Here is a 25,746-nt window from a genome sequence, read left to right as displayed (position 1 = left end):
TTTAATAATAGTTAGGAGGATTAGAAATGATAACGGCTGAAATGGTTAAAGAACTCCGCGCGCGTACTGGTGCTGGCATGATGGATTGCAAAAAGGCATTAGGTGAAACTAACGGAGATATGGAAAAGGCTATCGACTTCTTACGGGAAAAAGGCTTGGCTGCTGCCGCTAAAAAAGCTAGCCGGGTGGCTTCAGAAGGGCTTGTAGAAGCTTACATACATGGCGGCGGACGTATCGGCGTTCTGCTTGAAGTAAACTGCGAAACTGACTTTGTGGCAAAAACGGATGGATTTAAAGGTCTTGTTCGTGATATCGCCATGCAAATTGCAGCAGCTAATCCTGGCTATGTTTCCCGTCAGGAAGTGCCGGAAGAAATCTTGAATCATGAGCGGGAAATATTGAAAGCCCAGGCGCTTAATGAAGGTAAGCCTGCTCACATTGTTGATAAAATGATTGATGGCCGCATAGAGAAATATTATAAAGAAAACTGCTTATTAGAACAGCCTTTTATTAAAGATCCTGATAAGACAATAACTCAACTTATCACCGAGAGTGTGGCTAAGATTGGTGAAAACATCTCTGTTCGCCGTTTTACCAGATATCAATTAGGCGAAGGTATTGAGAAAAAGGCCAATGATTTTGCAGCTGAAGTAATGGCGGCAGTTAAGAAATAAGGAGAACACTTTGTGTTCTCTTTTTTCTAAAAAAGTGTGTACCAAATAAAGGATTTATACACTATTTGTAGAAATACAATCAAAAGGAGGTTCCCCCTATTGCTCGCTGGTAAATATAAGCGCGTGGTTTTAAAATTAAGTGGTGAAGCCTTGGCAGGTAATAAAGGCTATGGAATAGATCCAGTTGTTGTTGACTCTATTGCTAAAGAAATTAAAGAAATAAAAGCTAACGATCTTGATGTAGCCATTGTCGTTGGCGGGGGTAATATATGGCGCGGCCTTGCAGGCAGTGCTAAAGGCATGGACCGTGCCACGGCAGACTATATGGGGATGCTGGCAACCGTTATGAATGCATTGGCGCTACAGGATGCACTGGAGCATTGTGATGTGGATTCCAGAGTTCAGAGCGCTATTAATATGCAGCAGGTGGCAGAACCGTATATTCGCCGTCGGGCTATTCGCCATATGGAAAAGGGACGCGTTGTTATCTTTGCCGCCGGTACGGGAAATCCTTATTTCTCAACTGATACAACGGCTGCTTTAAGAGCTGCTGAAATTGAGGCAGATGTAATACTTATGGCGAAAAAGAATACCGATGGTGTATATGATTCTGACCCTCGGCACAATCCGGACGCGAAGAAATTTAAAGAACTTGAGTATATTGAAGTATTACAGCGCGGGCTTGGCGTTATGGACTCAACAGCTACCTCACTGTGTATGGACAATAAAATTCCTATTGTAGTATTTAGTATCGATGAGCCCGGCAATATCTTAAAAGCTGCTTTAGGCAAAGATATAGGAACTATCGTTGGGGGAGAAAAATAATGACAGTTAAGGAAATTTATTCGACCCATGAAGACAAAATGAAGAAGGCATTAGATGTTCTTCGGAAGGAATATGGCAGTCTGCGGGCGGGTAGAGCGACACCATCGCTTTTGGAAAAAGTTATGGTTGATTATTATGGAACACCCACACCGGTTAATCAGGTAGCTAACGTTTCCGTCCCCGAGCCGAGGATTATTGTCATTCAACCGTGGGAAAAATCAATGATTAATGCCATTGATAAGGCTATTCAAAAATCCGACTTGGGCTTAATGCCGAATAGTGATGGAACGGTTATCCGCTTGTCAATACCGCAGCTTACCCAGGAGCGGCGGGCTGAAATTGTGAAAGTTATTCACAAAAAAGCGGAAGAATGCCGGGTGGCAATTCGCAATCTCCGTCGTGATGCGAATGATAACATAAAAAAAGGTGAAAAAGACAAAGCAATTTCTGAAGACGAAGCTAAAAAGGCACAGGATGACATTCAGAAACTGACTGATAAGTTTATTAAAGAAGTAGACAATATAATGACAGCAAAAGAAAAAGAAATAATGGAAGTGTAGTTAGTGGATACAGTTGCTCAGCCATTATTGAACGTAATTGCTATGTTGGAAAAAAACAATATAAAGTATTCCGTTACAGTCACGAAGCCTTCACGGAATATTCAGCAACTCACAGATACACTTTATGTTATTCGGCAGCAATTAGATGCTGATGGTAGTTATAATTTAATTGCTGCTGCTAAAATGGGAAAGGAGGTGTTCTAAGTAATGGCCTACAAAATTACAGATGAATGTGTTGCTTGTGGTTCCTGTGCTGCTACCTGTCCGGTAAGCGCTATCCAAGAAGGTGAACCTATCTACAGCATCAGCGACGAGTGTGTGGAGTGCGGCGCTTGTGCGGCTGTTTGCCCGACTGGTGCAATTATAGCTCCGGAATAATTTAAATCCCCCTCGCAAGAGGGGGTTTAAATTTGATATTTGGCGGCTAGCTTTGCCTGATTCCGGGGATAATTCTGGTAATGATTACAGCTAAAGTTTAGTGGAGGGGCTTAGTGTGTGGAAAAAGTGGCTTAGTAAGATGAGCACTACTAAACAGGATATCTATAATAATATTGACGTCTCTAGATTACCGCAGCATATTGCCATCATCATGGATGGCAACGGGCGATGGGCTCAAAGAAGGGGGTTGCCTCGTGCCTTGGGGCACCGATCTGGCGCCGAGACTCTGAGAGAGATTGTGAAAACCGCATCTGAATTAGGTATAAAAGTTCTCACGACTTATGCTTTTTCTACTGAAAATTGGCGGCGTCCAGCTGATGAAGTTGATTTGCTGATGAACTTATTGTCTGATTATCTTGATAATGAGATCACTGAATTACACAATAATAATGTTCAAATTAGATTTATTGGTCATATCGACGGGTTAGCCGTTGCCTTACAAAAAAAGATTGAAAAAGCTCAGACGCAAACTGCTCACAATACTGGCTTGATTTTTAACCTGGCCGTAAATTACGGCGGGCGAGCAGAATTGACGCGTGCTGTTAAAATAATAAGCGAAAAAGTGAAAGGCAGAGAATTGAATACAGAGGATATTGATGAAAGTACTATTGAAGCGCATTTATATACCTTTGATCTACCCTCGCCGGATTTGTTAATCAGACCAAGCGGGGATTTTCGCATTAGTAATTTTCTGCTATGGCAAATGGCTTACACTGAGTTCTGGTTCACTGATATCAATTGGCCTGATTTTAAGCCTGCTCATTTTGTACAGGCAATTCGTGACTATCAACAAAGAGAACGCAGATTTGGCGGTATTAAAAATACAAAAAAACGGTAGGTGCCTATATTGCTTGGTAAGCGAGTTTTAACTGCGGTCATCGGGATACCGGTAGCAGTATACATTATTAATTTTGGTGCATGGTTGTTTGCAGCAACCATAACCCTTTTGGCCCTAGTTGCGTGGCATGAATTTTCTCAGATGATGCAGACGAAAAAGATAAATGTTCAGTACGGTTTTGGTTTTGTTGGGGTGATTCTAATTCAGGGGTGTGTTTGGCTAGGTAATGGACAGGAAGTAGCTGCAGTAATACTGTTAATTGTTCTACTTGCCATGTCAAAAGCAGTTATTTCTCATTCAAGTTATGACATGAGCGGTGCCGCCTTTACCGTCTTAGGGACATTATACATTAGTTTACCGTTTTCACATTTATTATTGCTTAGATTTACCGAGCAAAACGGTTATATAGCTACGGCTCTTGGCCCTTTGTCAACAGGTGCGGCCTACCTTTGGCTTGCTTTTCTCGGTACGTGGGCCAGTGACACTTTTGCTTATTTTGTCGGCTCGTCGTTTGGCCGGCGCAAGTTGTGTCCTGCCATCAGTCCGGGAAAAACATACGAGGGAGCCGCTGGCGGCTTAATTGGCAGTATTGCGGGAGTTGCTGCTATCGGCACTTTGATAGGCTTACCGTTATTTCATTCGCTCTTTATTGGATTACTTGTGGGTATTGCTGCGCCGCTTGGCGACCTTGCGGAATCTGCCCTGAAACGGTTTACCGGAGTTAAGGATTCAGGCAATATTTTACCTGGACATGGCGGTGTTCTTGATCGCTTTGATGCTATCATGTTTTCCGTACCGGTAGTATATTATTATGTACGTGTATTTTTTGTTGCTTAGAAATTATAGTAGGAGATTTTTATAATGAAACATGTCGCAATTTTGGGAAGCACTGGTTCGATTGGTACACAGGCTTTGGATGTAGTTGCTGCTAACCCAGGCAAGTATAGCGTAACAGCCCTGGCCGCCTACCAGAATGAACAGCTGCTGGCTGAACAGATTGAGTATTATAGGCCTAGGCTGGCAGTGCTGATTGATAAACAAGCTGCTGACCGCCTTACCAAGATATATAAAGGTACTACTACGATACTAGCAGGGGAAGATGGCCTCTTAGAGGCTGCAACCAATGCTCAAACAGATACTGTCTTGACCTCGCTTGTGGGATTTGCGGGACTAAAGCCCACGGTTGCTGCGATAAAGGCTGGGAAGAACATTGCTTTAGCTAACAAGGAAACACTGGTTGCTGCCGGTGAAATTGTCATGTCTTTGGCCCGCACGCATGATGTTCATATTTATCCGGTAGATAGTGAACACAGTGCTGTCTTTCAATGCCTCCAAGGCGAGAAAAAAAGCTCTGTCAGGCGTATTATTTTAACTGCATCCGGCGGACCTTTCCACGGACGGTCAACAGCTGAACTGGCTAACGTTACGATTGAAGATTGCTTACGTCATCCCAATTGGTCAATGGGCCGCAAAATCACTATTGATTCGGCGACTTTAGCAAACAAGGGACTTGAAGTGATAGAGGCAAAATGGCTGTTTGGTGTTGAGTATGATCAAATTGATGTATGTGTTCATCCGCAAAGTATAATTCATTCTATGGTTGAATATATTGATGGCAGTGTAATAGCTCAAATGGGATTACCCGATATGCATTTGCCAATTCACTATGCACTGTCTTACCCGGAGCGTTCTGAATCAAAGGTGCCGCGGCTTAATTTCAGTTCGCTATCGGCGCTGACTTTTGCCAACCCAGACGTGGAAACCTTTCCGGCGCTGAAACTTGCGTATATGGCGGGTAAGCGTGGGGGAACAATGCCATGTGTATTTAATGCGGCGAACGAAATAGCCGTGCAAGCCTTTTTAGCAGGGGAAATTAAATTTCTTGATATTGCTCAAATAATCAGGTACACTATGGAAAAACACACATTAACAGAGAGTCCTGACTTACCGGCAGTACATTCTGCAGATACATGGGCGCGTCAATGTTCGCTCACTGCGGTAAATGACATCAAGGTATAACCAATACTTGAAAGGTTGGTGAAAATTTGTCAACAGTTGTTGCGACTATTTTTGTTTTCGGGTTATTAATCCTATTTCATGAACTGGGTCACTTCATTACCGCCAAAAGTGTAGGTATGAGAGTAGACGAATTTGCCATAGGTTTTGGTCCTAAGCTGATAAGTAAAAAAATCGGTGAAACAGTCTATTCAATTCGTATTATACCTTTAGGCGGTTTTAATAAAATCGCCGGCATGGACCCGGACGAAGAGCAGGATGAGCGCTCTTTCAGCGCAAAGCCTATTTGGGCCAGGATGCTGGTAATTGTTGCCGGTTCTGCAATGAATTTTGTTTTACCGGTAATCCTGCTATTTCTCGTGTTTATAAGTGCAGGCATCGACACTCCGTCCAACCAGCCAATTATCGGCAATGTATTTCCGGAGAAGCCCGCCGCAGTTGCGGGATTATTGCCTGGTGACAAGATAACTGCTGTTAATGGAAAAAGCATTGAGTCATGGCGGCAGTTTGTGAGTGCTATTCAAGACAATGCAGATACCGAACTTACAGTGAGCTATTCACGGGATTCTGAAATTAAGACAATCCGACTGACTCCCGAATATGATGAGAAGGGGAAGCGGGGGATTATTGGCGTTACCCCGCAGATTGACAAATATCAGCCGGGAGTGCTGGATTCCTTGGGTTTAGCTGGTAAACAAACCTTTGTCGTAGCGCAAAGTATGCTTGTCGGTATTGGGGAAATGATTACCGGTAAGACAGCCGCTGATGTTGCCGGACCCATCGGTGTGGCGCAAATGGCGGGAGAAGTCGCACAGCTTGGCATTATCCCGCTGCTGCAGTTCGCCGCCTTTTTAAGTATTAATTTGGGCTTAATTAACCTTCTGCCTGTTCCCGTATTGGATGGCGGGCATGTTGTTACCTTGGCTGTAGAAGGTCTTAGGGGTAAGCCGCTTAATAAAAATCAAATGCAATTCATTCAGATGATTGGTTTTGCACTATTAATGTTGCTGTTTGTGGTGGCAACTTTTAAAGATATAGCACGGTTAAAACTTTTTTAAGCTGGTGAGGAAAATGCAGCGCAAGAAAACTCGCTCCATTCAAATTGGAAAAATTGCTGTTGGTGGCACTGCGCCTGTTTCGGTTCAGTCGATGACCAATACCCGTACAGATAATGTTATCGATACCGTGAGCCAGATTAAACGGCTTATCGATGCCGGGTGCGATATTGTCCGCGTTGCCGTGCCTGATATGAACGCTGCTAAGGCGATAGAGGCAATAAAAAAGTCCGTGGATATACCGCTCATTGCCGATATTCACTTTGATTATCGTTTAGCGCTGACGGCAATCGAGCGTGGTGTGGATGCTCTTCGCTTGAATCCTGGAAATATTGGTGATGCCGACCAAGTAGCTAAAGTGGTTAAGGCCGCGAACCAGCGTCACATTCCGATACGAATCGGGGTTAATGCCGGTTCCCTTAGCAAAGAGATGCTTATCAGGCATGGCGGGCACGCAACACCGGAGGCTATGGTTGAAAGTGCCCTGAACCATATAAAAATTCTGGAGCAGTATAACTTTCATGATATTAAAATATCCCTGAAGGCCCATGATGTACCGCTAACTATAAAGGCCTATCAGCATATGTCTGAGACTACCGACTATCCTCTGCATCTTGGTATAACCGAAGCCGGAACAATACGCTCCGGGGTTATTAAGTCTGCAGTGGGTATTGGCGCTTTACTGGCACAGGGCATTGGTGATACAATCAGGGTTTCGTTAACAGGAGATCCTGTTGAAGAGGTTCGGGTTGCTAATGAAATACTTAAATCCCTGGGATTACGTCAATATGGTCCGACACTGGTTTCTTGCCCGACCTGCGGGCGATGCCAAATTAACCTGGTGGATATTGCCGAAAGAGTGGAGGACAAGCTGAAATATCTAAAGAAACCTATTACAGTTGCTGTGATGGGGTGTGTAGTTAATGGGCCGGGAGAAGCCAAGGAAGCTGATGTTGGCATCGCCGGCGGCAAAGGTGAGGGTCTGTTATTCAGTAAAGGCGAGATTATCCGAAAAGTGCCGGAAGACGAACTTATAAATGCATTGTTTGCAGAGCTTGATAAACTTAATAAGGAGGCTAACAACTAATATGCGTGTTTCCCAGTTATTTGCACCTACTTTACGAGAAACTCCGGCAGAAGCCGAAGTAATAAGCCACCAGTTAATGCTTCGGGCAGGCTTTATCCGTAAGGCTGCCGGCGGTATTTATTCATACTTGCCATTGGCCTGGCGTGTTTTAAAAAAAATTGAAACAATAGTTCGCGAGGAGATGGACGCCAAAGGCGGCCAGGAATTGTCCATGCCGATTATTCAACCTGCGGAAATGTGGCAGGAAACCGGCCGCTGGAGTGTTTACGGCGATGAAATGTTCCGGTTAAAAGACCGTCATAATCGCAACTTTTGTCTGGGGCCAACCCATGAAGAGATGATTACTACGATTGTGCGTGGTGATGTGCGGTCTTACCGTCAGTTACCGCTCATGCTTTATCAAATTCAAAATAAATACCGGGATGAGATCAGGCCGAGATTTGGACTTATGCGCGGCCGCGAATTCATTATGAAAGATCTGTATTCCTTTGATCGCGATGAAGCTGGACTTGATGAAAGCTACAATAAAATGTATGATGCATACACGCGGATATTTACCCGTTGCGGTCTTACTTTCCGGGCGGTAGAAGCCGATTCTGGCGCAATCGGCGGTAGTGGCTCCCACGAATTTATGGTCATTGCAGATTCGGGTGAAGCGGCAATTGTCTACTGCGGCGATTGTGAATACGCCGCCAATGTCGAAAAAGCTGAACTGCATCCCATAACTCCGGATACAGAAGAAGCATTGTCTTTAAGCGAAAAAGAAACTCCAGGCATGAAGTCGATTGCCAATGTATGTCAGTATCTGGGGATCAATCCGGAAAAAACGATCAAGACTTTAGCCTATCAGACTGATACCGGCAGTCTTGTTCTGGCTCTGGTTCGCGGCGACCATGAAGTAAATGAAATAAAATTATTAAATAAAGTAGGTTGCTTGCAACTGAACATGGCCAGCGAAGAGGCTATAGCAACGTTAATTGGCAGCCAAGCCGGGTATATCGGTCCTGTTGGTCTTGCTGACTTAAAAAATGTTACGATTGTTGCTGATGCTACCGTCATGAAGATGCATAATGCGGTGTGTGGCGCCAATAAGCCCGACCTGCATTATGTTAATGTGAATCCGGACCGTGATTTTAAGCCTGCTATTATTGCTGATATTCGCTTAATCCAGGCAAGCGATCCTTGTCCCCGCTGCGGCGCACCGGTGAAAACCGCCAGAGGAATTGAAGCCGGACAGGTATTTAAACTGTTTACCAAATATAGTACTTCTTTACAGGCAACATTCATTGACGATGATGGTAAAGAAAAACCGATGGTGATGGGTTGCTACGGCGTCGGTGTTAGCCGTACAATGGCTGCCGCCATTGAGCAAAACTATGATCAAAATGGGATTATCTGGCCGGTTCCTATTGCGCCGTACCATGCAGTTGTTGTACCGGTCAGCATTAAAGATCAGGCACAGATGGCTTTAGCCGAGAAGATATATCAAGAATTAAATGCGAATGGTGTAGAAGCTGTAATCGATGACCGCAATGAACGTCCCGGTGTAAAGTTTAAGGATGCTGATCTGATTGGTTATCCGTTAAAAGTAACTGTGGGACCAAAAGCTGTCAATGAAAACCTTATTGAGGTTAAAGTGCGGCGTACAGGAGAAACTATGTACTTTGGACCGGATGAGTATCTTGCAGGTATCCAAAACTTACTGGCCAAATTGTAATTAGATGCAGCTAAGATATTAAAAAAAGCGTGACAGGCCGATCACGCTTTTTTTATCCTGTTAGAAAGTAGACTTTCATCCTGGATAAGGGCAACATCGGCTTCCACCTTCGCCAAAGGCTCGGTGCAAGCCGTGTTCTCTTTATTTGGTATCGATCAGTCTCTAAGAGGTGAGCATATGGTTTCCGTTACGGAAATGGATATTGTTATACGTTTGACTGTGTCGTGCATTCTAGGCGGGCTAATTGGTCTTGAGCGGGAGAGCCTGGAACGACCGGCAGGGTTACGCACACATATTCTGGTGTGTGTGGGCTCAACTCTGATGATGATTGTCTCAATATACGGATTTGCCGGGTATGATGCCGTGACGAAGGATCCTGGCAGGATTGCTGCCCAGGTGGTGAGCGGGATTGGTTTTTTGGGGGCCGGTACCATTTTACGGGAAGGGCTGACAGTCAAGGGGCTTACTACTGCAGCCAGCTTATGGGTGGTGGCCGGCATTGGTTTGGCTATTGGCTGCGGTTTGTTTTTTGCAGGTTTTGCTGTCACTGCATTAGTTTTTTTGACGCTCGTCCTGTTTGGGCAAATGGAGCGTCGTCATTGGAGCAGTAAATACTGTGACCGTATTAAGATTGTAATACGTGATCAGCCGGGCCAGCTGGGGCAGGTCGGCATGTTTTTTGGCAAACATGGTATTAGTATCAAGAACATAGCCATGCACCATGTTCACGAACAAAAAGTGATAAACCTTGAGTTTGTCTTAAAAATCCCGGCAAATGCCGATATGATAAAGATATTTGCGGAACTAACGGAAATTGACGGCGTGCTTTCTATCGATAAGCCGTGTTAAAATATCATGTGACCTGTTATTGATAGGAGAGGTTAGATGCCTAGCTATTGTGTTATACCAGAAAACTGCCAGAACTTTTTTCAGTTTGTAGAACAATTACCCCTGGATGCCGGTAGCCGTGGAGTATTAAGAGCGGCCAGGGTGAATAAAGTGGAAATCAATCCTGACGACAAGATCTGGAGAATAGAAATAACAACCACTGAAAGTGTTTCCGATCAGGCGCTTACTATTGCAGCGCAACACTTATGCCGGCAATGTGGCTTGGCTAAAGTAAAATTTAACCTGAGCGTAAAAGATATTACGGTATATTTAACCGAGAATTGGCCCCAATTTGTTGAACACATAACGCAGGGGCATTACGGTACAAAGCATTTACTGCTTGGGGCCCTATGGTCATATGCTGAGGATACACTTACCATTGAAACAGCGGGAGGCTTATCAACGGCCATCCTGACAGAACGGGGTATTGAGCGAGCCATACACGAGTTTATACGCCAGGAATTCGGGCGGGCCTGCACAGTCAGGTTTTTGAACACCGACATAGAAGAACCAGTCGAATGTGATGACGCCTTGCTAACCCCCGAGTATAGAGAAGCTCTTACCGAAGCGGCTTCACCAAGCGATAAGCCGAAAGCAAATGACAGTCCTATTATTTTTGGCCGTAATATCCGGGGAGCGGCTGAAGCAATGCCAATAAACACGATTCAGGAAGAAGCCCGAAATGTCATACTAGCTGGTCAAATTATTAACCATGATCTAAAGGAACTAAGATCAGGGCGTTTTTTACTAACTTTTGACCTTGTTGATTTAACAGATGGCATCAGCGGCAAAGTTTTTTTTGAAAATAAAGAGCAATTCGAAAAAACTGCAGGACTTATCAAGAACGGAATGCAGGTAACCGTCAAAGGCACTGTTCAATATGATAGATTTGCCAATGAGTTAATTTTGTTCGCAGACAGCATGTGCCGCGGCGAAATAAAAGACGAACGGCAGGATGAGGCGCCTGTTCGTCGAGTTGAACTGCATGCCCATACCCGGATGAGTGCACTTGATGCAGTTGTTTCAGCCAAGAATTTGATAAAGACGGCTGTTAAGTGGGGGCATCCGGCAATCGCCATTACTGACCATGGTGTTGTGCAGGCTTTTCCCGAAGCCTATGAGGAAGCTGCCGGCAAGGGGATTAAAGTGATTTACGGTATGGAAGGATACCTGTTTGAAGAAGATATTAATCAGGCCCGCCATATTATCATTTTAGCCCAGAACAATATTGGTCTCAGGAACTTATACCGACTAGTATCCATATCGCATCTCAGATATCTGCATCGAACACCGCGTATCCCCCGCGCGATACTTAACGAATACAGGGAAGGGTTACTGTTAGGTTCAGCGTGTGAAGCCGGTGAACTCATTCATGCCATGATTCAGGGAGCCGGTGATGAGGAATTACTTAAAATAGCGGACTTCTACGATTATCTTGAAATCCAGCCGACAGGCAATAATGAATTTTTGCTGCGAAAAGGAAAAATCGCTGATGAAGAAGGCTTGCGGGATATTAATAGAAAGGTATGTGAATTAGGCGTAAAATTAGGCAAGCCGGTTGTTGCTACTTGTGATGTGCATTTTTTAAATCCGGAAGATGAAGTGTATCGCCGGATTTTAATGGCAGGCCAGGGATTTGACGACGCCGACAAACAGCCCCCTTTGTTTTTCCGGACTACGGACGAAATGCTGGCTGAATTTAGTTATCTTGGTTCCCAAAAGGCATATGAAGTAGTTATAGAGGCTCCGCTGCGCATCAGTGAACTTATCGAGAATATCAAGCCGATTCCCGAAGAGTTGTATTCGCCGCAAATTCCCGGCGCTGAAGAAGAAATCAAATATATGTCATATCAAAAGGCGGAATCCCTATACGGAACACCGCTGCCTGAGCTTGTATCCAAACGGCTTGAATATGAACTTAACTCGATCATTAACAACGGGTTTGCCGTACTATACCTAATTGCTCATAAGCTTGTAAAAAAATCGATGGATGACGGGTACCTCGTTGGCTCCCGGGGATCTGTAGGTTCGTCCTTTGTAGCTACCATGACCGGCATTACCGAAGTAAATCCTTTGCCGCCCCATTGGCGGTGTTCGAAATGCAAATACAGTGAATTTGTTACCGACGGAAGTTATGGCGGCGGTTTTGATTTACCTGATAAAACGTGTCCTCAATGTCAGGAGAGGCTGGTGAAAAACGGCCATGATATTCCGTTTGCAGTATTTATGGGTTTCCACGGCGATAAAGTACCGGATATTGACCTCAATTTTTCCGGCGATTATCAGCCGGTGGCTCACAAATATACAGAAGAATTGTTTGGACGTGATAATGTATTTAGAGCTGGTACCATAGCCACCATTGCCGAGAAAACCGCCTATGGTTTTGTAAAAAACTATTTGAATGAGAAAGGTCAGGTAGCCCGTAATGCTCATATAAATCGTTTGCTCGGCGGCTGTACCGGTGTTAAGAGAACTACGGGGCAGCATCCGGGAGGAATCATGGTTGTACCGCGCGATATGGATGTACATCATTTTACTCCCATTCAATATCCTGCCGATGATAAAAATTCATCGACGATTACTACCCATTTCGATTATCACTCAATCAGCAGCCGACTGGTCAAACTGGATATCCTGGGGCATGACGATCCGACAGTTATAAGAATGCTGGAAGATCTCACGGGGATTGATGCTAAAACCATTCCTTTTGACGATAAAGAAACCATGAGTCTTTTTTCATCAACTAAAGCAGTACAGCTTACACCAGAGGAACTTAACAGCACAGTAGCTACCTTTGGTATCCCTGAATTCGGCACTAAATTTGTACGGCAAATGCTGGAAGACACCAAACCTAAAACGTTTAGTGAACTAGTTCGCATAAGCGGCTTTTCTCATGGTACTGATGTTTGGTTAAATAACGCCCAGGATCTGATCAGAAACGGTACTGCTAAGTTGTCAGAGGCTATTTCCGCAAGGGACGACATTATGGTTTACCTGATACATAAGGGGGTTGATCCCCAGGTGGCGTTTAAGATCATGGAAAGTGTGCGAAAAGGTAAAGGTGTAAAGCCGGATGATGTTGAAAAGATACGTGCCAAAAATGTGCCGGAATGGTATATTGAATCCTGCCAGAAGATCAAATACATGTTTCCTAAAGCGCACGCCGTCGCCTATGTTATGATGGCTTTCCGCATAGCATACTGTAAAATCCATCATCCACTGGCATTCTACGCATCCTACTTCACTGTCCGGGCCAATGACTTTGATGCCGACTTAATCATCAAAGGCAGCAAAGTACTTAAGACCGAGATTTCGTCCTTGGAGGAAAAGGGTAATGCAATGACTGCCAAAGAGAAAAGCATACACACGATTTTGGAGATGGCATACGAGATGTACCTGCGTGGTTTTGTGTTCCACCGGGTTGACTTATATAAATCTGATGCCGAAAAATTCCAGATCGTCGATAATGGTCTTCTGCCACCGCTTGCTTCTTTGCAGGGACTTGGCGCTTCGGCAGCACAGAATATTGTAGCTGCCAGAGCAAATAAGTATTTTTCCTCTATTGAAGATTTGCGGTCCCGCAGCCGGGTTTCAAAAACTGTAATTGATATTTTAAAAAATCACGGCTGTTTGGACGGGTTGGACGATACTGACCAGATTCAATTATTCGGCTGATAATAAAATTGTTCCAATTGGTTGTAAGATTACCATTTTAATGGTATAATAGTTGCAGTATAAAAGTATTTGACTTACTAAGAGTGGGTACCGGCACCCACTCTTTCATCGTATTTTAGCATATATCAACCTTACCATAATTAGGTATGAGGGGTAGGATATTAGGCAACAATAAAAAGTAAGAACTGTTTGTCGCTTAAATTGTGTAATTGGAGGTGTTATAAATCATGTCAAAAGCGAAGATTGAATCAGTTGTTGAGAAAATTGTGTCTGACATTATAGCTGGTAGCGCGCTTGAATTGGTAGATGTGGAATATGTTAAAGAACATGACTGGTATCTTAGAGTCTTTTTAGATAAAGAAGCAGGTATTGAAATTGACGACTGCCAGTGGGTAAGTGAACAGTTGGAAGCAAAACTGGATGACAGTGATCTAATAAAAGATCATTATTATCTTGAAGTCTCATCACCAGGACTAGACCGGCCTCTCAAAAAGGAACAAGATTTTATCCGCCACGCCGGCGATAAAGTGGAATTAAAGTTGTATGAGCCCGTAGATGGTAAAAAAGTACTTATCGGTAACCTGCTTGGTTTGGTTGATGGCGAGGTCCGTATAAATATGAATGAGCAGCCTGTCAGTATTTCGAGGGAAAAGATTGCTCAAATCAGACTTTATATTGAGTTTTAACAGTGAAAACTGAATAGGGGGGAATTGTATGAACGCAGAATTTATGCAGGCATTTGAACAGTTAGGGAGAGAAAAAGGGATAGCACCTGAAGTCTTATTTGATGCCATTGAAGCCGCTTTGATTTCAGCGTATAAACGCAATTTTGGCTCAGCGCAGAATGTAAGAGTTTCATTGGACAGAACCAGCGGCGAGATACATGTATACGCTCGCAAAAACGTTATGGAGACTGTCAGTGATGCACGGCTCGAGCTATCGCTTAGTGAGGCCAAAGCAATTGATCCACGATACGAGCTTGAAGATATTGTGGAACTGGAAGTTACACCAAAAAACTTTGGCAGAATTGCCGCGCAAACGGCCAAGCAGGTAGTCGTTCAACGCATCCGGGAAGCCGAGCGGGGTATGATTTATGAAGAGTTCTCCAATCGGGAAAGTGATATAGTGACAGGTATTGTTCAGCGAATTGAGCAAAAGAATGTGTTTATCGATTTGGGCAAGGCGGAAGCTATTTTAGGGCCATCTGAACAAATACCTGACGAAATATACAGACATGGTGACCGACTAAAAACATATATTGTGGAAGTTAAGAAAACGACTAAAGGGCCGCAAATATTGGTATCGCGTACACACCCCGGCCTTTTAAAACGCTTATTTGAACTCGAAGTACCAGAAATACATGACGGTATTGTTGAGATTAAATCTGTGGCACGTGAGCCGGGATTAAGGTCCAAAATAGCCGTATATTCCCGTGACGAAACTGTCGATCCGGTCGGTTCCTGTGTAGGGCATAAAGGGATGCGGGTACAGACAATCGTTAATGAGCTAAAAGGTGAAAAAATCGATATCGTCAAATGGAATGCCGATCCGGCAAAATATATAGCAAATGCCTTAAGTCCTGCACGCGTGCTTTCGGTGGAAGTGCAGGAAGCCGAAAAAATGTCAAGAGTTGTTGTACCGGATTATCAATTATCGCTGGCTATCGGTAAAGAAGGCCAAAATGCCAGACTGGCAGCAAAGCTTACTGGCTGGAAGATTGATATCAAGAGCGAATCGCAGGCTGCCCAATCACCAGTTTCACAAGTCACCCCAGCGCAGGAGGAATTGGTGTGAAACCCAAAAAAATTCCTTTTAGGATGTGCGTAGGCTGTCAGACTATGAAGTCAAAAAAAGAATTGATGCGAGTAGTCAGAACTCCTGATGGGGAAATTGTGCTTGATCCCACTGGCAAAAAGGCCGGGAGGGGTGCGTATATGTGTCGTAGCGAGCAGTGTCTGACAAAAGCATTTAAAGAGAAACGGCTTGAAAAAGCTCTAAAACATCAAGTTGACGAAGCCGTATATAATGCTTTAAAGACCGGAATCGTAGAATGAACGAACAGAAGGTAATGTCCGTTTTAGGGTTGGCTCAAAAAGCGGGTAAGATTGTTTCCGGTGATTTTGCCGTGCAAGGTGCGCTCAAGTCAGGTAAGGCCAAAGTGTTGATTATTGCCAAAGATGCTTCCGATGCTACGAAAAAAGAGTATCAGTATCAGGCAGATTCCCGGGAAATCGCTACCTACTATGCACTGTCAAAGGAACAGATGGGCGGTGCGATTGGTAAGGCATTACGGGCGGCGGTAGCTATTACTGATAATGGCTTCGTTAAACCGTTAGTTCGAGCCATAGAAGAGTAAGCGGTTTTTTGTGGGAGAGAAAGAAAATGGGGGTGGATCAATGTCCAAATACAGAGTATATGAATTGGCTAAAGAATATAATACAACCAGTAAGGTTATTATAGATATTTTGGGGCGTCATAGCATTGCTGCCAAAAATCACATGAGTAGTGTGGATGAAGATGCAAAAACGGCAATTGAAAGAACTTTTGCCCGTAAAACAGGAGAACCCGATCAAGGTGCTGCGGGTCGTTTCAATCAGGCTGTCCAAGCAACAGTAAGGAATGATCAGCGCACAACCATGCAACCAGCAGCTAAAGAAGCGTTTGCTAATGCTAATAGTCAGCCGCAAAACAGGCCAAACTACAACAACCAGCAACAGCCGCAGAATAGGCCAAACTACAACAACCAGCAACAGCCGCAGAACAGACCAAACTACAACAACCAGCAACAGCCGCAAAACAGGCCAAACTACAACAACCAGCAACAGCCGCAGAACAGGCCAAACTACAACAACCAGCAACAGCCGCAGAACAGACCAAACTACAACAACCAGCAACAATCGCAGAACAGGCCAAGCTACAATAACCAGCAACAGTCGCAGAACAGCCCTAATTACAATAGCCAACAGCAGCCGCAGAACAGGCCAAACTACAACAACCAGCAACAATCGCAGAACAGGCCAAACTACAATAACCAGCAACAGTCGCAGAACAGACCTAATTACAATAGCCAACAACAGAACAGACCGAACACGAACAATCAACAGCAGCGTCCGCCGCAAAGACCTGCAGCTGCAGCTCAGCAGACAGGCCAACAACGTCCGCCGTTTAATCGGCCCGCAGGTCAGGACAATAGACCGCAAGGCCAGCAAAATAGCCAGTTTCAGAATAATAACCGCCGGCCCAATAATAATAGCTCACGCAATAATAGCGGGCCTGGACAAGGTAACAGAAATTCTCAGCAACGGACGAACCAGCACAGACATCAGCCTGGAAGAAATCAAGCTGCGCCAAAGGCTGAAATGCCAAAGCCTAAGAGCATTAAAATTGGTGAATCGATTACAGTTAAAGAACTTGCGGGCAAAATGGGGCGTGAAGTAGGCGAAATCATTAAAAAGCTGATGATGCTGGGAACAATGGCCAGTATTAATCAGGAAGTTGATTTTGATACCGCAACCATCCTAGGCGGAGAATTTGGCGTTACTGTGGAAGCTATCCCGCCGGAAGAAGATCCCACAGAAATCCCGGAAATTGAGGATGACGAAAAAGATCTGGTTCACCGTCCGCCGGTTGTAACTGTTATGGGCCATGTTGACCATGGCAAGACCTCATTGTTAGATAGTATCCGGAAAACTCACGTTACATCGCAAGAAGCAGGCGGTATTACTCAGCATATTGGTGCTTATCAGGTCATGTGCCAAGGTAAAAAAATCGTATTCTTAGATACTCCCGGTCATGAGGCTTTTACTGCCATGCGGGCCCGCGGAGCTCAAGTCACTGATATTGCGATTTTAGTTGTTGCTGCTGACGATGGGGTTATGCCGCAGACTATTGAAGCCATTAACCATGCTAAGTCTGCTAAAGTACCTATAATTGTTGCAATTAATAAAATGGACCGCCCGGGTGCTAATCCTGATCGTGTAAAACAGCAATTGGCAGAACACCAGCTTATACCGGAAGATTGGGGCGGGGATACCATTATGGTGCCCGTGTCTGCCCATCAAAAAACTGGTATCAATGACCTTTTGGAAATGATTTTGTTAGTGGCTGAAATGCTTGATCTTAAGGCAAACCCCAACCGCTTAGCTTACGGAACAATTATTGAGGCTAAGCTTGATAAAGGCCGCGGACCGGTATCGACTGTTCTGGTACAGAAAGGCACACTAAGAATTGGTGATACCATAATTGCGGGTACTGCTTATGGTAAAGTAAGAGCCATGACTAATGACCGCGGTGAGAAAATAAAGAAAGCAGAGCCGGCAACACCTGTAGAAGTATTGGGGCTTGCTGACGTACCTCAGGCCGGGGATACTTTGGTTGCTATTGATGAGCGAACAGCAAGAGCAGTAGCTGAGAAACGCGTGGCTAAAAAACGGAGTGAAGAAATTAAACAGTCACAAAAAGTTTCGCTTGATGATCTGTTTAAACAAATTCAGGAAGGAAACCTGAAAGATCTTAACATCGTTGTGAAGGCCGACGTTCAAGGCTCGATTGAAGCTCTTCGTCAATCTTTGTTAAATATTAAAAATAAAGAGGTAAGGGTGAGCATTGTCCATGCCGGCGTCGGCGCTATTAACGAATCTGATGTCATGCTGGCGGCTGCTTCCAATGCTCTTATCATCGGTTTTAATGTCCGACCTGACGGCAATGCCCGGAAAGCCGCAGACAATGAAAAGATTGATGTAAGAACTTATCGGGTTATTTACGATGCTATTAACGATGTAGAAGCCGCTATCACCGGTATGCTGGCGCCTGAATTTAAGGAAGTCATTTTAGGGCGGGTTGAAGTGCGACAGGTAATTTCTATTCCTAAAGCTGTTGTGGCCGGCTCCTATGTAGTTGAAGGAAAAATAACCAGCACAGCCCAGGTGCGGCTGCTCAGAAACGGTATCGTTGTTCATGAAGGGAAACTCGAGTCATTGCGCCGCTTTAAGGATGACGTAAAAGAAGTCGCCCAGGGCTATGAATGTGGTATTACAATTGAGAAGTTCCGCGATGTTAAAGAAGGCGACATTATTGAAGCATTTACTATGGAAGAAGTCGCGCCGCGGGCTTAAGTATGTTTTTGGAGATAGCGGGGGAATAGTATGGGACAACTGCGGGTAGAAAAAGTTCAGGAATTTATCAAGCAGGAAATTAGCAAGATAATTCTGAGTGAGCTTAAAGACCCACGTATCGGCTTTGTAACGGTTACCAGAGTTGAAGCAACCGGTGATTTACGCAGCGCGAAAATTTTTATCAGTCTTATGGGCAGCGATGAGCAAAAGGCGGAAACCTGGACGGGATTAACAAAAGCCTTAGGCTATATGCGGTCAGAAATAGGTAAGCGGATTAGAATGAGATTTGCTCCTGAATTATCGCTCCATCTTGATGAAACCTTGGAGTATAGTGCTAGAATTCAAGAGCTTATTCTAAAAATTAAAGAGGAAGAAGGCAAACAGTAACAGTATGGAAGTTTCGATAGCACAAAGCGCCAAGCTGTTAGACGGAGCGAGCCGTATCGTACTTACTACTCATGTTCATCCTGACGGTGATGCGTTGGGCTCATTACTTGCACTGTATAGTTTTCTTATTCTAGAGGGTAAGAACGTCAGGATGATACTGGATGATGAAGTCCCCCGGGCCTTTAAATTTCTTGAAGGATGGGAAAAGATAGAGAAGCCGGGAACACTGGTGGAAACAGTAGATTTACTGGTAGTCCTGGATGCCAGTGATGCGGAGCGTATTGGCGAAGTAAAAAAAGCTATTAAAGCCCCCATTCTTAATCTAGATCACCATATATCAAATGTTAAGTTTGCTGATTACTGGTTTGTTGACAGTCAGGCTGCGGCTACCGGGGAAATAATCTTTAAGTTGTTTAAAACTGTTAAGGCCAAAGTCACAGATAAAATGGCCGAGGCTTTATTTACGGCCATTGCTACCGATTGCGGTTTTTTCCGCTACGCCAATACTTCTGCGCAAACCCTTAGCTTTGCAGCTGAATTAGTTGAACTGGGTGCTAAGCCACAGCTCATTTCGGAGCAGCTTGATACAAAACCAAGGATTGTAATGGAAATGTTGCCCAGGGTTATTGAGACTCTGGAAATTCTTGAATTTGGCCAATCCGGCAATATAGCTTCTATTGTGTTAGAGCGCGAGGTAATTGCGGCGCTTAAAGATGACACCGACGGATTTATTAATTATCCACGCAATATTGATGGTGTTGAGATAGCCATAATGTTTAAGGAGGTCGACGCCAATTGTGTCAGAGTTAGTTTGCGTTCAAGGACAGTCGATGTCAGCAAACTTGCTCTTTCCTTTGGCGGCGGCGGCCATGCCCGGGCGGCGGGGTGTACAGTTAATGAACCTCTTGCTAATGCCAAAGCGGTCATTTTCAAGGCTGCAAGGGAATATATGGCTAAAGGTCTCAGCTAAATGATACAAAGTGGCGTAATTAATGTACTGAAACCTCCGGGAATGACATCACATGATGTAGTTGCCTTTATCCGCCGTCTCTATGGAATCAAGCGCGTTGGCCATGCGGGTACTTTGGATCCGGCGGCTGCCGGCGTTTTACCAATTTTTCTCGGCAGTGCAACAAGATTAGTCGAATATTTGGCCGATGCCGATAAAAGTTATCGTGCCGAGCTTACTTTTGGATTTGCAACAGATACCGGCGATGATACAGGCAACATTCTTGCGACAAGTCCTTGCTCAAAACCGGAATCTGCGCAAATCAAAGGAGTATTGGCTTCGTTTGTTGGCGATAGTGAACAAATTCCGCCCATGTATTCTGCAGTAAAAATCGGCGGCAAGAAACTGTACGAGCTGGCCCGTTCAGGACAAGTAGTTGAGCGCAAACCCAGGAGTATTAAAATTGATGCTATATCACTTGTTGCAGAGTATGAAACAGGTTTTTTATTTGATGTAACCTGCTCAAAGGGAACCTACATACGGACATTGTGTATAGATATTGGCAACAAATTGTCAAATCTGGCTGTAATGAGTTTTCTGGTTAGAACGCGAGTGGGAAATTTCTATCTTCAGCACTCGTTGACCCTTGAGGAAATCGCTGCTGACCGAGAGAAAGCTATTCAGAAACCGGACAGCGTCTTAACACATTTGCCATCACTGGTTCTATCTGAACAGGATTCTTACGCAGTTAGAACCGGACGGGCAATTGTTTGTGATCGCATGGGGGCCGAGTTGGTAAAACTCTACGATTGGCAAAAAAATTTCATCGGTATTGGCCGGGAATCAGAACGGACAATTGGGCAGTCAATACTGGCACCACTAAAAATATTGGGATGACTGATACTTTTTGTACATTCCCTATAGTTTTGGCCGGGAACAGGTTATACCGAAATTTTTTAGTATAACCTGTTCCTTCTGCATCCGTCTCTATAGGCAGTCACGAGGAGAAACAGAAGAATATGGAAGTCTTTGCACAGATAAAGGACATACGGCGACATCTACCGATTTGTATGGCTTTAGGAATGTTTGACGGTGTTCATATTGGACATAAATCCATCATTACCCGAACTGTCGAACAGGCAAAACGCGAAAGTTGTATAAGTGCTGTGTTTACTTTTAGCAATCATCCTATTAGCATTATCAATCCTGAACAATGCCCGCCGCTTATTATAACGAATGAAGAAAAAACTAATTTAATCGCCGAGCTGGGTGTTGATATCCTGGTTAATATTCCGTTCACTCATGAACTTTTACAACAATCACCTGCTGAGTTTGTTGATTTATTAGTTAATAATTTTAAACTTAAACATATTATAGTTGGTGAGAATTTTTCGTATGGTTACCAGGGGGCAGGTACTCCGGCAATGCTGTCAGCGGCTGGCGTTCTGCATGGATTTACCGTTGATGTTGCCCATATGGTAGATATTGAAGGTGCTGTAGTGAGCAGCACCGCTATTAGGCAACTGATTGGTGACGGTGCGGTGCAACAGGCCGCTGCTTTGCTTGGGCGTCCGGCAGTAATAACCGGGGTAGTCATCAAAGGTGACCAGCGAGGCAGTAAACTGGGGTTTCCTACGGCTAATCTGGCTATTCCCAGTGGTCTGCTCGTACCGGCCGATGGAGTTTATGCGGTATATGCGGTAGATGAAAAGGGCGTAAAGCATAGGGGCGTTGCCAATATCGGCAATAATCCTACTTTTACCCGTCAGACTCGCCGCATTGAGGTTCACATTCTGGACTTTAACCGGTCTATCTATGGAGAACTGTTACGAGTGCAATTTATTGACCGTATTCGTGGCGAAGTTGCTTTTGATTCTGTTGAGCAACTCCAACAGCAAATGGCAGAAGATATAAAAATTGCTCAAAATGTCTATTTTTATACTTCGTAAGATTTACATATACTATTTTTTATGTTAAAATACATCTCAGTGATTCATTCACATATCAACCGTAGCGAGGATAATCGAATCTCCGGCGTTGTCTTGGCTAATGGGGATAAGCAAGAATAAAGGAGGTGAACCATCGTGTTGACACCTGAAAACAAACAAAAGCTGATTGAAAAATATCGTGTGCATTTAAATGACACAGGGTCTCCGGAAGTTCAGATAGCTATTCTTACTGAACGTATTAATTATCTTACCGAGCATTTAAGAGAGCACAAGAAAGACCATCACTCCCGTCGTGGTCTTTTGAAAATGGTTGGTCAGCGCAGAGGTCTCTTGAACTATCTGCGTGAAAATGATATTGAACGTTATCGTTCAATTCTGGAAAAACTCAATTTACGGAAATAAAAAAAAGCGGATTTATCCGCTTTTTTTATTTATTTTCCAGGTTAAAGAAAAATAAAAAAGGGAATAATAAGAAAAATGTCGAACAGTTAATCTTTGTTAAAAGAAAAGGGGTTTAAACAGAGGAGGAAAACAAAATATGGATAAATTTCAGATGGAGCTAGGTGGCCGTACCTTAGTTATTGAATCAGGTAAATTGGCCAAGCAAGCTAGCGGAGCCGTTATGGTGCGTTACGGTGATACTGCGGTATTGGTAACTGCTACCCAATCGGCTGAGCCACGAATGGGGATTGACTTTTTTCCCTTGACCGTTGACTATGAAGAGCGTTTATATTCTGTAGGTAAAATTCCCGGTGGATTTATTAAGCGGGAAGGACGTCCAAGTGAAGCGGCTATTTTAGCCGGTCGTTTAATTGACCGGCCTATTCGACCGTTATTTGCGGATGGTCTCCGTAACGATGTACATGTAGTGGCTACGGTTATGTCTGTGGACCAGAATAATCCGCCGGACATTCCAGCGATGATTGGTGCCTCTTGCGCCTTAGGCGTTTCCGACATTACGTTTAACGGGCCAATTGGCGGCGTGCGCGTAGGCTTACTCAATAATGAATTTATTTTAAATCCAACTGTTGAGCAGCAAGAGAAAAGTGATCTTAATTTAGTTGTGGCTGGCACCAAAGACGCCATTTTAATGGTTGAAGCAGGGGCTAAGGAGTTATCGGAAGCCACCATGCTTGAAGCAATATTATTCGGACACGCCGCTATCAAGGAAATTGTTGCTTTCCAAGAAAATATCATTGCCCAAATTGGTAAACCCAAGAGAGAGAAACCTTTGTATGAAGTGCCTGCAGATATTGATGCAGCAATGCGGGAACACGTAACTGCGAACTTAAAAGTTGCGGTAGCCAACTCGGATAAACTGCAGCGCGAGGAGAATATTAAGCAGGTTAAAAATGAAGCAGTAGAGCATTTCTCGGCTATTTATCCTGAGAATGAAAAAGACATTAATTATATGTTCCAAAAAATTCTCAAGGAAATTGTGCGGAAAATGATTACCGTAGATAAAATTCGCCCGGACGGCCGCCAGATAGAAGAAGTACGTCCTATTACCTGTGAGGTTAGCCTTTTGGCGCGTACCCATGGTTCTGGACTGTTTACGCGCGGTCAAACGCAGGTATTGACGGTTACTACGCTAGGTGCTATTGGTGACGAACAAATTCTGGACGGACTTGGTGTCGAAGAATCCAAACGTTACATGCATCATTATAACTTCCCATCATTTAGTGTAGGCGAGACTAGACCGTCACGCGGGCCCGGACGCCGTGAAATCGGCCATGGCGCTTTGGCGGAGAGGGCATTGTTAGCAGTTATTCCTTCTGAGACTGAGTTCCCTTATACCATCCGGCTGGTATCCGAAGTACTGGAGTCCAATGGCTCAACGTCAATGGGGAGTGTGTGCGGCAGTACGTTATCCCTAATGGACGCCGGTGTGCCGATTAAAGCTCCGGTATCTGGCGTAGCCATGGGTTTGGTCAAAGATGGTGATCACTATACGATTTTGACTGATATTCAAGGTATGGAAGACGCGCTTGGCGATATGGACTTTAAAGTTGCGGGTACAGCGCAAGGCGTGACAGCCATGCAGATGGATATGAAAATATCCGGTATCACCAAAGAAATATTTGAAGCAGCCTTGGCTCAGGCCAAACGCGGGCGGATGCATATAATGGGTAAGATGCTTGAAGCCATCACTGAGCCTAGAAAAGAACTTTCTCCGTTTGCACCTCGGATTATTACTATGGAGATTGATCCGGACAAAATCCGCGATGTGATTGGACCAGGCGGTAAAACCATTAAGAAGATTATTGAAGAAACCGGTGTTACCATCGACATTGAAGATGACGGCAAAGTATTTATCGCCGCCGTCGATGTCGAGGCTGGCCAGAAAGCTGTACGCATCATCGAAACCCTGGTCCGTGATGTGGAAGTGGGCGGTACATACACGGGGAAAGTAACCCGTCTGATGAATTTCGGCGCCTTTGTTGAAATATTACCTGGAAAAGAAGGTCTTGTTCATATTTCACAGCTTGCACGTGAGCGCGTTGCCAAGGTGGAAGATGTTGTCAAGCCAGGCGATGAAATTATGGTCAAAGTTACGGAAATTGACCGACAGGGCCGTATTAATTTATCGCGCAAGGAGTTACTCAAAGCAGAACCTAAGGAGACCACTCCGGAAAGCGGCGAACGGTAAAGCGGTAATCCTAGTTGTTTTAAGGACTTGGCAAAAGCCAAGTCTGTTTTTTTTGCTCATAAAAAACTGCATTGACTAATACACTGTACTACGTGCGAGTAGCTAAGCAGGAGTTGATGGGGTTGCAGTGTAAGATAGTATTCGTGGGCAAGATCCGGCATTGGTACGTTTATTTTGCAATAGGCGTTTTCATGACAGTGGCTATGCTATCGGGAAATCTTCAGCCGCTTATTGCGACTTCCCACCAGCCGTCATCAGTACCGCCGCCTGTTTTTCAGGGAAATCAGTCCAAACCTCAGGTTGCGTTTGCCTGCAATGTATTTTGGGGAGAAGAATACCTGCCGGATATGCTTAAAACACTTGATGAAAATAACATACGCATTACTTTTTTTATAGGCGGCAGCTGGGCGAACAAATATCCTGAGATACTAAAGGATTTAGCTAATAAAGGGCATGAATTAGGTAATCATACCTATAGTCATCCCCACCCGAACAACTTAAGCAAAGAGCAGAACAAGGAGCAGATAACAAAAACGGAAGAGCTGGTTTTTACGCACACAGGTGTGCGAACAAATTTATATGCACCACCCTATGGAGAGTACAACAATACTGTGCTGTTAGCGGCTCAGGAGCTAAACTATACGACTACTATGTGGAGTATTGACACGGTCGACTGGAAACGGCCGCCACCGGAAGTTTTAAAAGAGCGTGTACTTAAAAAACTTCATAATGGGGCCATCATTTTAATGCATCCAACCGCGCCGACAGCACAGGCGCTTCCAAGCTTAATAGCTGAAATAAAAAACAGAGGCTATACAATTGTTAATGTAAGTGATATATTAAAGTAACATAAATAGGCAGGCATTTGCCTGCTTTTTTTATTGCACAGAATTGAAAAATATGATACTATGGTTTACATAACTA

The 25,746-nt window shown here is 44.3% G+C and carries 25 protein-coding genes; all 25 read left to right on the top strand.

The genetic code is table 11. The annotated features are described in order from the left end of the window. The first annotated feature begins 26 nt into the window (after positions 1–26). The 25 genes from tsf to SATMO3_RS18475 all read left to right on the top strand — a co-directional run bounded on the left by tsf (position 27) and on the right by SATMO3_RS18475 (position 25,670). Positions 27–674, top strand: a complete 648-nt coding sequence (gene tsf / locus SATMO3_RS18595; protein ID WP_371371232.1) for a translation elongation factor Ts — start codon at positions 27–29, stop codon at positions 672–674. 99 nt (positions 675–773) lie between these two features. Beyond that, on the top strand, positions 774–1,499 hold the full coding sequence (gene pyrH, locus SATMO3_RS18590) for a UMP kinase (RefSeq protein ID WP_371371231.1): 726 nt from the start codon (positions 774–776) through the stop codon (positions 1,497–1,499). Continuing rightward, the gene (frr, locus tag SATMO3_RS18585; RefSeq protein WP_371371230.1) at positions 1,499–2,059 is read left to right on the top strand and encodes a ribosome recycling factor; all 561 of its coding nucleotides are present in this window, start codon (positions 1,499–1,501) and stop codon (positions 2,057–2,059) included. Before pyrH ends, frr begins: the two co-directional genes overlap by 1 nt. Before the next feature lie 3 nt (positions 2,060–2,062). Continuing rightward, complete coding sequence (locus SATMO3_RS18580; protein WP_371371229.1) at positions 2,063–2,263, top strand: hypothetical protein; 201 nt, start codon at positions 2,063–2,065, stop codon at positions 2,261–2,263. Between the two features lie 3 nt (positions 2,264–2,266). Further along, the gene (locus SATMO3_RS18575; protein WP_371371228.1) at positions 2,267–2,437 is read left to right on the top strand and encodes a DUF362 domain-containing protein; all 171 of its coding nucleotides are present in this window, start codon (positions 2,267–2,269) and stop codon (positions 2,435–2,437) included. Between the two features lie 115 nt (positions 2,438–2,552). Continuing rightward, positions 2,553–3,335, top strand: coding sequence for an isoprenyl transferase (locus tag SATMO3_RS18570; protein ID WP_371371227.1), 783 nt, complete (start codon positions 2,553–2,555; stop codon positions 3,333–3,335). Positions 3,336–3,344: 9 nt separating this feature from the next. Further along, a complete protein-coding gene (locus SATMO3_RS18565) occupies positions 3,345–4,172 on the top strand; it encodes a phosphatidate cytidylyltransferase (protein WP_371371226.1) in 828 nt (275 codons plus the stop codon). 24 nt (positions 4,173–4,196) lie between these two features. After that, positions 4,197–5,354: a 1-deoxy-D-xylulose-5-phosphate reductoisomerase gene (locus SATMO3_RS18560; protein ID WP_371371225.1), complete on the top strand. Its 1,158-nt coding sequence runs from the start codon at positions 4,197–4,199 to the stop codon at positions 5,352–5,354. 26 nt (positions 5,355–5,380) lie between these two features. Then, positions 5,381–6,409, top strand: coding sequence for an RIP metalloprotease RseP (gene rseP / locus SATMO3_RS18555; protein WP_371371224.1), 1,029 nt, complete (start codon positions 5,381–5,383; stop codon positions 6,407–6,409). 13 nt (positions 6,410–6,422) lie between these two features. Beyond that, positions 6,423–7,493, top strand: coding sequence for a flavodoxin-dependent (E)-4-hydroxy-3-methylbut-2-enyl-diphosphate synthase (gene ispG / locus SATMO3_RS18550; protein WP_371371223.1), 1,071 nt, complete (start codon positions 6,423–6,425; stop codon positions 7,491–7,493). Position 7,494: 1 nt separating this feature from the next. Further along, positions 7,495–9,210 carry a proline--tRNA ligase gene (locus SATMO3_RS18545; RefSeq protein ID WP_371371222.1) on the top strand — a complete coding sequence of 572 codons (1,716 nt, stop codon included), beginning with the start codon at positions 7,495–7,497 and terminating at the stop codon, positions 9,208–9,210. 177 nt (positions 9,211–9,387) lie between these two features. Next, the gene (locus SATMO3_RS18540) at positions 9,388–10,059 is read left to right on the top strand and encodes an MgtC/SapB family protein (RefSeq protein WP_371371221.1); all 672 of its coding nucleotides are present in this window, start codon (positions 9,388–9,390) and stop codon (positions 10,057–10,059) included. A gap of 36 nt (positions 10,060–10,095) precedes the next feature. Next, positions 10,096–13,773: a PolC-type DNA polymerase III gene (locus SATMO3_RS18535; RefSeq protein ID WP_371371220.1), complete on the top strand. Its 3,678-nt coding sequence runs from the start codon at positions 10,096–10,098 to the stop codon at positions 13,771–13,773. Between the two features lie 227 nt (positions 13,774–14,000). Beyond that, complete coding sequence (gene rimP / locus SATMO3_RS18530; protein ID WP_371371219.1) at positions 14,001–14,459, top strand: ribosome maturation factor RimP; 459 nt, start codon at positions 14,001–14,003, stop codon at positions 14,457–14,459. Between the two features lie 28 nt (positions 14,460–14,487). Next, entirely contained in the window at positions 14,488–15,567 is a 1,080-nt protein-coding gene (gene nusA / locus SATMO3_RS18525; protein WP_371371218.1) for a transcription termination factor NusA, read from the top strand. Further along, the gene (gene rnpM / locus SATMO3_RS18520) at positions 15,564–15,827 is read left to right on the top strand and encodes an RNase P modulator RnpM (RefSeq protein WP_371371217.1); all 264 of its coding nucleotides are present in this window, start codon (positions 15,564–15,566) and stop codon (positions 15,825–15,827) included. Before nusA ends, rnpM begins: the two co-directional genes overlap by 4 nt. Continuing rightward, positions 15,824–16,129, top strand: a complete 306-nt coding sequence (locus tag SATMO3_RS18515) for a L7Ae/L30e/S12e/Gadd45 family ribosomal protein (RefSeq protein ID WP_371371216.1) — start codon at positions 15,824–15,826, stop codon at positions 16,127–16,129. The genes rnpM and SATMO3_RS18515 overlap by 4 nt, the downstream gene beginning before the upstream one ends. A 40-nt stretch (positions 16,130–16,169) precedes the next feature. Further along, positions 16,170–18,887, top strand: coding sequence for a translation initiation factor IF-2 (gene infB / locus SATMO3_RS18510; RefSeq protein ID WP_371371215.1), 2,718 nt, complete (start codon positions 16,170–16,172; stop codon positions 18,885–18,887). Between the two features lie 30 nt (positions 18,888–18,917). After that, positions 18,918–19,274: a 30S ribosome-binding factor RbfA gene (gene rbfA / locus SATMO3_RS18505; protein WP_371371214.1), complete on the top strand. Its 357-nt coding sequence runs from the start codon at positions 18,918–18,920 to the stop codon at positions 19,272–19,274. 4 nt (positions 19,275–19,278) lie between these two features. Further along, positions 19,279–20,244: a bifunctional oligoribonuclease/PAP phosphatase NrnA gene (locus tag SATMO3_RS18500; protein ID WP_371371213.1), complete on the top strand. Its 966-nt coding sequence runs from the start codon at positions 19,279–19,281 to the stop codon at positions 20,242–20,244. A 3-nt stretch (positions 20,245–20,247) separates the two neighbouring features. Further along, a complete protein-coding gene (gene truB, locus SATMO3_RS18495; RefSeq protein WP_371381748.1) occupies positions 20,248–21,120 on the top strand; it encodes a tRNA pseudouridine(55) synthase TruB in 873 nt (290 codons plus the stop codon). Positions 21,121–21,242: 122 nt separating this feature from the next. Continuing rightward, a complete protein-coding gene (locus SATMO3_RS18490; protein ID WP_371371212.1) occupies positions 21,243–22,172 on the top strand; it encodes a bifunctional riboflavin kinase/FAD synthetase in 930 nt (309 codons plus the stop codon). A 135-nt stretch (positions 22,173–22,307) separates the two neighbouring features. Beyond that, positions 22,308–22,574 (top strand): 30S ribosomal protein S15, encoded by a 267-nt coding sequence (gene rpsO, locus SATMO3_RS18485; RefSeq protein ID WP_075755152.1) that lies wholly within the window; start codon positions 22,308–22,310, stop codon positions 22,572–22,574. A 136-nt stretch (positions 22,575–22,710) separates the two neighbouring features. Beyond that, positions 22,711–24,822 carry a polyribonucleotide nucleotidyltransferase gene (locus SATMO3_RS18480; RefSeq protein WP_371371211.1) on the top strand — a complete coding sequence of 704 codons (2,112 nt, stop codon included), beginning with the start codon at positions 22,711–22,713 and terminating at the stop codon, positions 24,820–24,822. A 116-nt stretch (positions 24,823–24,938) separates the two neighbouring features. Further along, complete coding sequence (locus SATMO3_RS18475) at positions 24,939–25,670, top strand: polysaccharide deacetylase family protein (RefSeq protein ID WP_371371210.1); 732 nt, start codon at positions 24,939–24,941, stop codon at positions 25,668–25,670. Positions 25,671–25,746: the final 76 nt, after the last annotated feature.

The organism is Sporomusa aerivorans, assembly GCF_041428895.1.
In the GTDB taxonomy this organism is placed as follows: domain Bacteria; phylum Bacillota; class Negativicutes; order Sporomusales; family Sporomusaceae; genus Sporomusa; species Sporomusa aerivorans.
Note: the sequence above shows the minus strand (reverse complement) of the source record. Positions and strands in the feature narration are given on the sequence as shown.